This is a genomic window from Jiulongibacter sediminis, assembly GCF_001306455.1.
In the GTDB taxonomy this organism is placed as follows: Bacteria; Bacteroidota; Bacteroidia; order Cytophagales; family Spirosomataceae; genus Jiulongibacter; species Jiulongibacter sediminis.
This window is the reverse complement of sequence record NZ_LGTQ01000006.1, coordinates 18,733-31,020: the sequence shown is the minus strand read 5'-3', so window position 1 is coordinate 31,020 and position 12,288 is coordinate 18,733. Positions and strand designations below refer to the sequence as shown.

Here is a 12,288-nt window from a genome sequence, read left to right as displayed (position 1 = left end):
TTTCAAGTGCTTTTTAGTCCAACACGGGTCATTTCTCCCCATGATTTTTTTCCTTTTATTTTATCGACGTGACCTTTCATGGCTGACCAAACGAGAAATGGGTGATAAACGAAAGGTTCCATAAGGCCGGCCCCTACGAGTTTCCAGATGTCACGACTGTTTTTGTACTGATAAAACGTAATCTCCTCTGCGAGAATAGCTAACATACTTAGCATGACAGCAAAGGTGTAAACGCAGGCAGTTATAGCTATGAAATAAGGCCAGTTTACGAGATTAAAAATGGTGGCAAAAATCATCCATACTATCCCTATAAATTCAAGAATAGGTGCCAGAAACTCAAAGAAGAACCAATAGGGATAACTCAAAAGCCCCATAATGCCATATTTCGGATTAAAGAACATTTTGCGGTGTAGCCATAGGGTTTCTACTGTTCCACGAGTCCAGCGATTTCGTTGTCTGCCAAGAATTTGGGTGTTTTCAGGGGCTTCAGTCCAGCAGAGGGGGTCAGGGATGAATTTTACACAATAGGGAATTTCTTTTTCAACCATGTAGCGTCTCATACGTACCACGAGCTCCATATCTTCACCTACGGTGGTAGAATCATACCCTCCGACAGCTTTTACAATTTCCTTATCAAACATGCCAAAGGCACCCGAAATAATGAGTAAACCACTCAGGTTTCCCCAGGCCATTCTTCCAAGTAAAAAAGCTCTTAGGTACTCCAGTACCTGCATTCTTGCAATAAGATTTTTGGGTACATTGATTTGAGTAATTGAACCATTCTTTATTTCACAGGAGTTAATAATCCTGATCACCCCACCCGTCGCAATCACTCTCTTTTCAGAGTCAATAAAGGGCTTTACCAGTTTTAAAAGGGAGTCTTGTTCCAGAATACAATCTACATCGATGCAGGTGATATAATCAGCCGTAGAAACATTGACTCCTGCATTTAAGGCATCTGCTTTGCCTCCATTGAGCTTATCTACCAGTAATAGGTTTGAAAATTCAGGAAGGCTTGATTTGTAAACGGTTCTTATTGCCTTACATGGGATGTCATTACTGACAATGAAGTCTGTTGGCACCATCTTGTATGCTTCAATCGCTTTGATCAAGGTATCGTCTTTGCTGCCATCATTGATGATGATTACCTCAAAATCTGAATAGTGAAGAGATAATAATGATCTGATGTTTTCCACAATGGTGAGCCCCTCATTATAAGCCGGAGCAAGAAGTGATATTTTGGGGCTGATGTCAGAGGGTAGTAAATCCTTATGGTCGGTGTACTCCGCAATTCTCAGGTATTTATACAAAGCCTGAATGGAAATAACAGACAAGATGAGATAAGAACTCATCAGGAAAATGGCATAGAAAATTATTCCATACTGAACATAAAGCGATATATAGTGCAGTGTTTGATCCATGCTAAACAGCTCTTTGTAAGGTGGGTGTGAATAAATGAATAATGGGAGCATTTACTCCTAGTCGTATTTCCTCCGGAGTCAATCTTCTCAGAGCCTCTTTTGCTACTCGCTGAATTTCACTATCATCGCTTTTTGCACATAATCTTATAAAGGCAAGGTTCTGTTTGTAATTCAGTACCTCCAATGTTCTGATGATCTCACATTTATTACGCGTGGGTTCATTGTAATACCTAAGAATCAGGGTAAAAGATATTTCGTCGTACTCTAGTGTCCTGAACGCCTTTATGGTTTCCAGTCTTAATTTATCATTCTCATGATTGAGTAAAGAACTTAGTTCATCCATTTGGTCCATTGCTCCCGAAAAAATCAGCAGACGAAGACCCATTAACGCATGTGATGTACTTTTTTTAGTCCATTTAACCAGCGGTGGGATTTCATAGACTTTACCTTCATCGAGTATCTTAATCACTTGTAACTGAAACCAGTCTGAGAGGTAAATGTCCTGTTCTATTATTCTGTTAAGCCCTAGTTTATAATCAAGTTTAGTGAGTGCGATAAGGGCATTTGAGACAAGCTCAGGGCTCTTTTCTTTGTGGATAAATTGCAATAAACTACGAGTTGCTCCCAGATAGTTCATGTCCATGATCTCGTTGATGGCTACTATTTTTTGATGTTGTTTTGTCGAATATAATTTGTTGAGGCTGAGCTTATAAAGCCTGTTCTTTGTGTAGTATTCTTCAATGTAACTGGCGGCTTCTCCCTGAAAATATTTTCTGATTTTAATCAGCTCATTCAGAATTATCCATTTTCCATTGTTTGTGCTTCTCAATTGTTTCTCCAGATCTCTGTATTCTTCAGGTATTGTTCCTTCAAAAGCGAGTTCGGTGAGGAAGGGTTGGCATTTGGCACTGATTTCCTGCAGCTGAGCGGCATGTAGATTTTTCCGTTTTCGGCTGACCAATACGAAGGCAATGAAGCCTGTACCCGCCACGGCAAAGCACAATGCGAGACCCCAAAAAAAGGGTACGATTCCAAGGAGTAAAATGTTTAATATTAGGTTGAGCGTAAGCATTAGGAAAGGCGTTGAGGGTATTACATAACGGATATCTTTATACGATGTGACATTTTCTTGATTCTGATAAGTAATTCATTCGGGCTGAAAGGCTTGGAAACGAAATCATCGGCTCCCAGATTAAAAGCCTCTAAAACTGTTTTTTCCAACCCGGCAGCACTTAGAACAATGATTGGAACCTGAGATTTCAGATCATTTCTGACAAAACTGATCAGTTCAAGACCATTGAGAAATGGCATCATGATATCGGTGATGATCAGGTCAGGCAGTTCTTCCTGAAGCTTTTGTTTAGCTTCAAGACCGTTGCTAAAACAATTAACATCATAACCTTCTTTACTTAACCGAAACTCCAATGATTTTAACAGGAGAGCCTCATCTTCAAATACATATATTTTCATTTCCTTAAAATTTAGATGGTGTTCAATCAGTAGTTGATCTCAAGTTCAGCCATGACGGCCTTTCTGGATCGGGCATATTTCTCTTTAACTGAATAGTAGATTTCTTCCAGTATTTTATATTCCGCAATGTCTTCATATTCAAGCTGATGTAGCTCCTCGTTGGCATCCATTCCGATGGTCATAAACGAAGATTTAAGCTTATGGGCGATCGCCTTGATCTCATTATACTCAAAATTCTGAATGGCATCCTGCAACTTATTCATGTCCTCAGGAATGGTGATCAATGAAGTTTCGAGTATTTCTTTTTCAAAGTCTTTGTCGCGATTACTCAAAGAATACAAATAGCTCAGGTCAAGTTTTTCAGCGATAACTTCTTCTTTTTCCGGAATTTCTCTTTCTGTCAGTTCTTTGATCTTTCTGAAGAGTACTTTAGGATCAAAAGGCTTGGTGATATAATCATTCATACCAAATTTCAGACACTTTTCTTTTTCACCGACCAGCGAGTGAGCTGTCATGGCCATGATCGGAGTATTAATTTGAAGCTCATTTCTTAGAGTATGAGAGGTTTGATACCCATCCATTTCCGGCATTTGTAAATCCATCAGAATGAGATCGTACGACTTACTCTGAAGTTTTTCCAGAGCTACCAGACCATTTTCTGCCAGATCGACAACAAAACCCTTATTGGATAAGACCTTAATCGCGAGTTTCTGATTCAGTATATTGTCTTCAACAAGCAGAATTTGATTTTTGCAGTTGAACTCAATTTCCTGATTTTCTTTTTTCTCGTCTTCCAGTTGAATAACACTTGGAGTAATAAACGGAATACTGAACCGGAAAACAGAACCTTTTCCTACTGTACTTTCAATTTCAATTTGGCCTCCCTGCATTTCTATCAAAGACTTTGAAATGCTAAGGCCTAGTCCTGTTCCGCCGTATTTTCTGGTCGTATTGGTATTGGCTTGTGTAAAGCGGTCAAATATGGCTTCCTTTTTGTCTTCAGGAATACCTATACCGGTGTCTTTGATTTCAAATTCTATCAGATTTATACCGTTCTCATTCTTAATGGCCTGAACGGAAAGCTGTATATAACCCTCTTCAGTGAACTTAATCGCATTATTGATCAGATTTACCAGTACCTGATTTAATCGGGTGGGGTCACCCTGAACCACCTCAGGTATAGTGAAGTCTACCATGCATTTGAACCTCAGTCCTTTTTTCTCAGCGGCAGGAGTCAAAATTTTCCGGACATAATTGATTTGATCCTGAAGTTTGAACTGAATGCTTTCAAGTTCAAGTTGACCCGATTCGATTTTGGAAAAATCAAGAATGTCATTGATTAGCGTAAGAAGGTTTGAGGAAGCAATATTTATGGACTCAACATAATCTTTTTGTTCTTCACTCAGGTTTGGGCTTTCATGAAGAAGTCGCCCAAAACCCGTGATCGCATTCATAGGAGTCCTTATTTCATGACTCATATTAGCAAGAAACAGGTTCTTCATCTGAGCGTTTTTCTCTGCAGTTCTCTTTGCCTCCAGAAGGTCATTCTCTAATTCTATCCGATCGGTGATATCAACAACATTACCGATGACATACTTTGTGCCATCAGCGTATTCAGCAAGCACGTTATGGTACATCCAGGTTATTTTATTGTCATTTTTATCAACGATCTGCATAAGTCCCTTAGACTTACCATTTTCTATGATTTCATTCAGATACTCGGGTAAGCTTTTCTTTGACTCCAGAGGTACAATTTCCAGAATGTTCTTGTTTATAATTTCTTCCTCGGTATAGCCAAGAAGGGTAGTTCCTCTTGAGTTCATACTCAGGAACTTGCCTTCAAGGTCATGAGTGTATAAAACCACATGAGAAGAGTTGAAGAAGATTCTGAATTGATTTTCGCTATCAATGATTCTTCTTTCTCTTTCTTTTTTCTCCGTAACATCGAGGCCAATACTTACATAACCAATGATGTTATCATGACTATTCTTTATTGGTGTAATTGAAACCTCAACCTCCATTCTGGAATCGTCACGGCTTATGAAAGTGTATTCCTGCGTATCTACAATTCCTTTTTTGGAAAGAAAGGTTAAGCAATCAATGTCGGGTTGTACCTTTTGTCCATACTTTTTAGAAAGCCGGTTTGCTTTCTCTATTAATGTTTGAGGGTCAATAAAGTCCAAAGGCTTCTTTTGTGCGACCATTTCATTGGCTGTATAACCAAGAAGCATTTCGGCTCCGGAATTAAAAAACATTATTGTTCCGGTACTATCCAGAGCTATAATAGCGGCCTCAGTGCTCGCTTCCATAATGGCTTGCAGGTGAGAGTTGACCCTTCTCAGGTTGAACTCACTTTCCTTTTCCCTGCTAATATCCTGTATCGTTCCTATCAGTTTAATACACTCATTTCCTTCGAAAACGGGCTCGCCTTTTACTCTTACCCATTTTCTACGCCCCTTGAGAGTGATAATTTCCAACTCTGTTTCATATGGGATATTATCGTTCAGTGCGGAGCTTACCAGCTCTTCTATCTTATTTCTATTTTGCCCCTCTGGGAAAAAGCTAATTGCATTTTCCAGAGTGACTTTATAATCTTCATCTACCTCATGAATCTCGCGTGTAGTGGAGCTCCATGTTATCTCTTTCGTCTTGTTTTCTAATTGCCAACCACCTACCAGAGCAATTCTGTTAGTCTCTTCCAGCATCGTTTTGGCGAGCTGAAGCTCCGACTTTGCCTTTTCAAGAGGGGTTAAATTTTGTCCGGTAGCATAAATAAGAGCGTTTTTATAGTCGACTTTAAAGGACCAGTGAAGAAGGACATATTCATTTTTCTTTGTTCTTAATCTGGCTTTAAATGAAAGTGCTCTTTTTGAACCGTTTATTTTACTTATTTCCTGTTTAACGATAGAAAGGTCATCCGGGTGAATAAACTCAATCGCCTTGGTTTGGAGCAAATCATTTTCTCCCCAAAGCAGGGTTCTTCGAAATGACGGATTTACCGATTTGAGGTAACCATCAAATCCAAGAACCCCTATAAGATCTGAGATATTCTTAAAAATACTCTCGTAGTAATCCAAACTGCCGGATTTGACGATGGAGAAAGGTGTGGATCGAACGTTTTTCGAATATAAAGAATGACTTGCTTCCATAATGAAGAGTTTTTACCTGAATAATGAATCTGAAACCGATCTGCCCGGTCAGTTTTTTATATGAAATGCCTATAATGACAGCGTAACAGCTGTAAAGACTGATTTTCTTTTATGGTTGTATCCCTCTGGTCTGATTGATGACGTTTCTAAAGCTTTAAATAGAAATTGGAAGGGATATTTCAGAGCATCTTTTACTATTGTATTTGCACTCTCATTCTCCTCAGCTTTTTTGTCCTCCAGAGCTTCACTTTGATTGGTGTCATCCAATTTTTTGGAATTAAAATTGGCTATGATCCTGGTTCTGGTTTCTTCATTAGACATGTGCTGGAGACTGTTAAGATTGTAAAAAGTTTTTTTCATATGAATTAGATTTTGCCTTGTAGTCGGTTTATGAGTTTACTCAAATCCGACATTTAGAAATTCTCAATATTCGTACCATTTGGTCGGCAAAAATTCTTGAAAATGGTTTTTTACTATCTTAAAACCAGCAAGTTATGTTTTATGGGTAGGCCTGTTTTGCTAACTGGTATTTCCCATATTCTTTTTCGTATATCGAATTACGGTTTTCGTAAAAAACACCTTGTCGCGGCCATGCTTTAAATTTTTTTTTCAGCTGAATCAAAAAAAAATTCAAAGAGGAGAATCTGAATTACTGGCATGCCACTCCTCTGGAGTAATTGATTCAGACTTTTTACGGCGTTTCGTCGGGATACCTTGAGTTTTAACAATAATTTTGCTCATAAAGCAATTGAAAAGAAATGGAGATCAACATAATCTTAAAACCCGTTAGCACGAAGACCCTGATAGTGCCAATTTATAAAGGTGATAGTCAGCTTGAGAAATGGTCTACGGAAACCGGAATTGCTATCAGTGAAAGCTTTAATGGCGAAAAGAAGGAAACGTTCAGGGTATCTCTTGAAAAGGGTGATTTTAAGAGCCTTGTTTTCCTTGGATTAGGAAGCCAGCCTTCAGATAGCGATATAATTTATACGTTCAGGTCATTCTTTTTCAAGAATAAGAAAAAGTTAAACGGAGAGATCGTTATTGACCTGAGAGCGTGTAAAGAAAAGGCTGAATTTATAGCTAATGGTATCTCTCTTGCGTCCTATGAACTTGGGATGCTAAAAACCCGTGATGAAGAGGAGAAGAATGTTTTCAACAATGATGCGAAATTCTTTTTCTGGACAACAGCGAATCAGAAGGAGAAAGTAAAGGCGGGTGTCGATGCCGGTCTAAAAACGGCCGAGAGTCAGATGAACATCATGGCCCTGGTAGATGCTCCATCAAATTACAAAACGCCTGAAATGATGGCTGATTACGTAAAAAAATCGGGCAGGGCGAACGATTTCAAGGTCAAAGTGTATGATGAGAAAGAGTGTGAGAAAAAGGGCTTTCATGCTTTGCTGGCTGTAGGTAGAGGTTCAGTTGATCGGCCTGCTCGCCTTGTGGTGATGGAATATAATGGTGGAGGGAAGAAAATAGGATTAGTAGGCAAAGGTGTCACTTTTGATACCGGTGGCGTTTCGCTTAAGCCGGGCAGCGGTATGGAAGATATGAAAATGGATATGGGGGGCTCTGCAGCGGTCATTGGAGCTGTGGAACTGGCGGCAAAGCTGAAGTTGAAAGTTAACCTTACCGGTATTGTTGCCTTTACAGAAAACTGCATTGATGCCCTGGCCATTAAGCCGGGGGATGTGATCAACTCTTACTCTGGCAAAACCATTGAAGTCATCAACACCGATGCTGAAGGGCGATTGATTTTGGCTGATGCCATTCATTTAATGGCCACTAAATATGAGCCGGAAATGATGATTGATCTGGCCACGCTCACAGGTAGTTGTATCCGTACACTTGGTCATGTTTCGGCAGGTCTGATGACTAATAATGATTCTTTGGCCCAGGCTATCGAAAAGGCTGGTATTAAAACCGGGGAGAAAGTTTGGCGACTACCACTAACTGATGATTATAAAGACGAACTCAATTCTGATGTAGCGGATATAAAAAACCTTGGAGGGCCTTATGCGGGAGCCACTACAGCGGGTAAGTTTTTGGAGTATTTTACGGATAAGCACCCCAACTGGGCTCATTTAGACATTGCCGGTACAGCTTTCAAAAAGTCGGAATTTTCGAAAGGTGGATCTGCGACAGCGTATGGGGTGAGGCTTTTGAGAGAGGTGATGGAGAATTATTAAAACAATTCCAACACCCCATTTGCCACTCTATTCTCCAGATCAAGCAGGAAATGTTTATTAGGTAAACCCCCGGCATAGCCCACCAGGCTGCCGTTTTTACCAATTACCCGGTGACAGGGAATCAGGATACCGATAGGGTTTTTACCATTCGCCGAGGCCGCTGCACGGATCACTTTAGGGTCGCCTAGTTTTCGGGCGAGCTCATCATAAGAAATGGTTTTACCGTATGGAATTTGACAAAGCTCTTCCCATACCCGCTTCTGGAAATCGGTCCCTTCTGGCTCTAAATTAAGGTTAAAGTTCTGTAAATCTTCTTCAAAATACGATTTGAGTTGCTCTTTAAGACTCCGCAGAATTGCGGGCTGTTCTAATGATTTTTCTCCTACTTCTTTGACAAAGGTTACTTCTTTTACTCCTGTTTCAGAACTGACCAATTCAATTGGCCCGCGGGGAGAGTGATAATATGCTTTGTATAATGTCATAGAAACTTGAAATTAGAAAAATAAGGCGAACTTTGCGGGCAAAAATTGTAGCAATTGAGCATGAGCATTGAAGAAATCTATCAGCGGTTCCGAAACTCGAATAAGGTTTGTACAGACACCCGTAAAATTGAGAAACATGACCTCTTTTTTGCCCTGAAAGGAGATAATTTCAATGGGAATAAATTTGCTCAGCAGGCCATTGATTCCGGTGCTAATTACGCCATTATCGACGAAGAAGAGTTCTATTCAGGACCTCAATGTATTCTTGTCAACGATGTTTTGGAAACGCTGCAACAGCTTGCAACTCATCACCGACGTCAATTTGACATTCCGGTAATTGGCCTGACAGGCTCAAACGGTAAAACCACAAATAAAGAACTGCTGAAAACGGTGCTTTCTAAAAAGTACAAAGTGCAAGCCACGCAGGGTAATCTCAATAACCATATCGGAGTGCCGCTGACCTTGCTTTCCATGCCTACTGATACAGAAATGGCGATTATTGAGATGGGAGCAAATCATCAGAAGGAGATTGAGATGCTGTGCAAAATTGCCGAGCCGTCGCACGGTTTTATTACCAATATCGGGAAAGCTCATCTGGAAGGTTTTGGTGGAGTGGAGGGCGTTAAAAAAGGGAAAGGAGAGTTACTTGATTTTCTTAAAGCTAGTGAAGGCTATGTTTTTGTCAATGAGAAAAATGAAACGCTGACTTCAATGGTGAAAGAACGTCAGATGGTTCGGGCCGTTTATTATGGAAAAGATGAGAGGGCTTTGAAAATGCTTTCTGAAAGTCCGCAAGTGGTTTTTGAAAATCCAGAAGGTCAGAAATTCACTGCACATATCTCAGGGGCCTATAATTTTGAAAATATGCAAACCGCTTATAATATCGGTTTGTATTTCAATGTCCATTCAGAAGATGCCTGCGAGGCTCTGGCCAGTTACGCTCCTGATAATAATCGCTCCCAGCTGGTAAAGAAAGGCTCCAATGAGATTTTTTTAGATGCTTATAATGCGAACCCATCTTCCATGGAGGCCTCGCTGAAAAACTTCATGTCTTATGAGACGGAGAAAGGGAAAGTCGTGATTTTGGGGGATATGTTTGAGCTTGGGGAAGATAGTGAAAAGGAACACGAGTCTTTAGGCCAATTAATTGCGGAAGGGAATTTTGAAACCGTTGTTCTCTATGGTGAAAATATGAAAGCGGCGTTGAAGCATTTACCTATGGCCTTCTATTTTACTGATAAGTTTTCTATTCATAATTGGGTCAAAGACAAAGCCTTTGATAATAAGGCTTTTCTGATCAAAGGTAGTCGTGGAGTTAGCCTGGAGACGATAGTGCAGTTTATCGGGTAAGGGTGATATTACCGGTCCTTATTTCTTCAGGTACCGTTTTGTCTACCTGATTTCTGATTTTGAGAACATAAAAATATAGACCTGAGGGTGCTGGTTCTTTATCAATGGTTCCGTCCCAAAGAGTCATTTCATCTGAGTCAAAAATGGCATTGTCAATTTCTTTCAAAATTTGATTATTGCGATCTATCAACTCAAAATCTATTTCAAAAAAACCTTTGCCAAAAATCTTGAATTCCTCATTGAGGCCGTCACCGTTTGGGCTGAAGGCGGTCGGAAGAAAAAGTTTAAGGCAACCGTCTTCAATCAGTATACTGTCTTCTGCTTCACAGCGATTATCAGCCCTCTTAACGGTGTAATTTCCATAGGTAAAAATCAGCGGAGAATCTTCATTGCTGAAAAGTTGACCGTCTTTGTACCACACAAGCTCCCCCGGGAAATCATAAACCAGTTCTGGTTTAATGCCGTTATTACCGGTAAAGCACTCTTTCAGCAATGAGTCTACAAATTCAATGGGGGTATTGTCAATAACCTGAAAAGTTATTTTCGCTGCTTCGCTTTCACATCCATTTTGAGTTTGCGTCAGATAAAAACTATGTGTTTGAGGAACATTATAATCGAGTGGAATATCGAAGTCATTTTCCTGACTAATCAGTGTTGTTAATGCCTCGTCATTATACCATTTTAGGTTTTGGCCATTGACCCTGAATCGCTCTAATTCCACAAAAGCACAAGAAGTAATAAGAGTGTCTTTACGGGGAGGTGGAACATCGCCACCGGTAGTAATGATCTGAACATTTGTCTTAATTTCATGACAAGCATCTTTTATGATGGCAGAGTAATTACCGGGCCCCACGGTTTTCAGCGTTTCTTTTTTCTGAACATTCAGTAGTGAATCACCGATATACCAAGCATAAGTGGTTTGAGCATCACTAAAGCCATCGGCCTCTACCTTTAGAATGGGTCTACAGACGCCTTTTTCGCCCTGAAAAACAAGTTTGGCGTCGACTGCTTTATAGTCAGGAGATATGGTAGCCGGGAGTTGAGTCCCCGACTTTCGGTTGCCTAAATCAAGTCCATATTCCTCAAAATTGCAGTTAATCCCTTCTTCGTTTGGCAAATGAATGACAGACAATTTCGTGGTATCCTTATGAGCCATGTAAATCTTGGCATCCGGCCCTAGCTTCAGGTTGCCAAATGACCCGGATTCTATCATGGGAGTGTTACCGTTTTTACCAACAAAGCCATCTGTGAATATGGTTTTATCATAGGCCGGGTCTTCTGTAGTTTTGAATTGCCGTACCTCGTAATTGTCCTGAAAAGCATCAGTGTCGAAACTTGATGGGGTTCGACCAATGAATCTGGAGATATAAACTAGTTTACCGTCCGGTGAAATAGCCATTCCTTTGATTTGGCCCAGGTTTCTAATAGTAGCCAGCTTTTGAGTGATTTCCCCGGAAGAATTATCAAAAGCAAATGTTTCTAAGAATCCGCCCTCCGGTTCAATCGGCTTTGTGATCGCCAAAACAGAACCATCTTCTGAGCTGAGAATTTCTTGCTGAAGCCCTTGAGAAGAACCCACGAAAGTAGTTCCCAATTTATACTCACTGACCTCATCTTTATGAATTCCGTCTTTATCAATCAGGTACACCAGAAAACCATTAGTATCTCCTTTATGAATGATAAGCCAATAGTCTACATTATTGCAATGCTTTACGGTAGTCATGCCAAAAGAAGTCTCAGGCCACAAGGGTAAAGATTGTTCAACGAGCTTTCCCAAGCCGCCATTGGCCTGCATATCAATTTTTGATATATATATGGGGAACGAAATCACATTTGGCGAAGAGCTTCCTTGTGAATCATCAACAGCCAAAACGTAATACTGACCTTTATTTTCTGGAATTGGGATGATCAGTCCCGGATATTTTGGGTCATTGGATGGAACGAGGTTATCAGCTCCCTCAATTACAGCTCCCAGATTATTCCATACTTTTTGTCCGTTAGAGTACATCACAAGATTTCCGTTTTTATCGGAAATAATGGAACTGCTGCTTCGGGAAGTCATATTGTTCCCACTAATAACCGCAGGGTTTTGGCCACCCCGAAATTGAAGTGGTACTCCATCGCCAAAAAACCAGATATCAGCTTTGCGGTCTGGCCTCTGAGCAGAAATGGTAATGCTCAATAAAAGCAATATGATGATATATAGATTCCTCAATTCTTATCA

The 12,288-nt window shown here is 40.3% G+C and carries 9 protein-coding genes; 2 read left to right on the top strand and 7 right to left on the bottom strand.

Features of this window, described 5'->3' with window-relative positions:
• Positions 1-2 precede the first annotated feature (2 nt).
• From AFM12_RS06010 to AFM12_RS05990, 5 genes are all read right to left on the bottom strand, one after another.
• A complete protein-coding gene (locus tag AFM12_RS06010; protein WP_055145284.1) occupies positions 3-1,421 on the bottom strand; it encodes a glycosyltransferase family 2 protein in 1,419 nt (472 codons plus the stop codon).
• Position 1,422: 1 nt separating this feature from the next.
• Positions 1,423-2,493 carry a hypothetical protein gene (locus AFM12_RS06005; RefSeq protein WP_131458222.1) on the bottom strand — a complete coding sequence of 357 codons (1,071 nt, stop codon included), beginning with the start codon at positions 2,491-2,493 and terminating at the stop codon, positions 1,423-1,425.
• A 20-nt stretch (positions 2,494-2,513) separates the two neighbouring features.
• Complete coding sequence (locus tag AFM12_RS06000; RefSeq protein WP_055145278.1) at positions 2,514-2,891, bottom strand: response regulator transcription factor; 378 nt, start codon at positions 2,889-2,891, stop codon at positions 2,514-2,516.
• Positions 2,892-2,917: 26 nt separating this feature from the next.
• Complete coding sequence (locus AFM12_RS05995) at positions 2,918-6,040, bottom strand: PAS domain S-box protein (protein WP_055145275.1); 3,123 nt, start codon at positions 6,038-6,040, stop codon at positions 2,918-2,920.
• Positions 6,041-6,109: 69 nt separating this feature from the next.
• Positions 6,110-6,400 (bottom strand): hypothetical protein, encoded by a 291-nt coding sequence (locus tag AFM12_RS05990; RefSeq protein ID WP_131458220.1) that lies wholly within the window; start codon positions 6,398-6,400, stop codon positions 6,110-6,112.
• 398 nt (positions 6,401-6,798) lie between these two features.
• Here AFM12_RS05990 and AFM12_RS05985 point away from each other — a divergent pair, with 398 nt between their 5' ends.
• Complete coding sequence (locus AFM12_RS05985; RefSeq protein WP_055145269.1) at positions 6,799-8,232, top strand: leucyl aminopeptidase family protein; 1,434 nt, start codon at positions 6,799-6,801, stop codon at positions 8,230-8,232.
• On the opposite strand, the gene AFM12_RS05980 is transcribed toward AFM12_RS05985, so the two are convergent.
• Positions 8,229-8,714 carry a methylated-DNA--[protein]-cysteine S-methyltransferase gene (locus AFM12_RS05980; protein WP_055145266.1) on the bottom strand — a complete coding sequence of 162 codons (486 nt, stop codon included), beginning with the start codon at positions 8,712-8,714 and terminating at the stop codon, positions 8,229-8,231. The two genes, AFM12_RS05985 and AFM12_RS05980, sit on opposite strands and share 4 nt — an antisense overlap.
• A 60-nt stretch (positions 8,715-8,774) precedes the next feature.
• Here AFM12_RS05980 and AFM12_RS05975 point away from each other — a divergent pair, with 60 nt between their 5' ends.
• Positions 8,775-10,064, top strand: a complete 1,290-nt coding sequence (locus AFM12_RS05975) for a UDP-N-acetylmuramoyl-tripeptide--D-alanyl-D-alanine ligase (RefSeq protein ID WP_055145263.1) — start codon at positions 8,775-8,777, stop codon at positions 10,062-10,064.
• Here AFM12_RS05975 and AFM12_RS05970 read toward each other — a convergent pair.
• Entirely contained in the window at positions 10,054-12,279 is a 2,226-nt protein-coding gene (locus AFM12_RS05970) for a T9SS type B sorting domain-containing protein (RefSeq protein ID WP_131458218.1), read from the bottom strand. The two genes, AFM12_RS05975 and AFM12_RS05970, sit on opposite strands and share 11 nt — an antisense overlap.
• Positions 12,280-12,288: the final 9 nt, after the last annotated feature.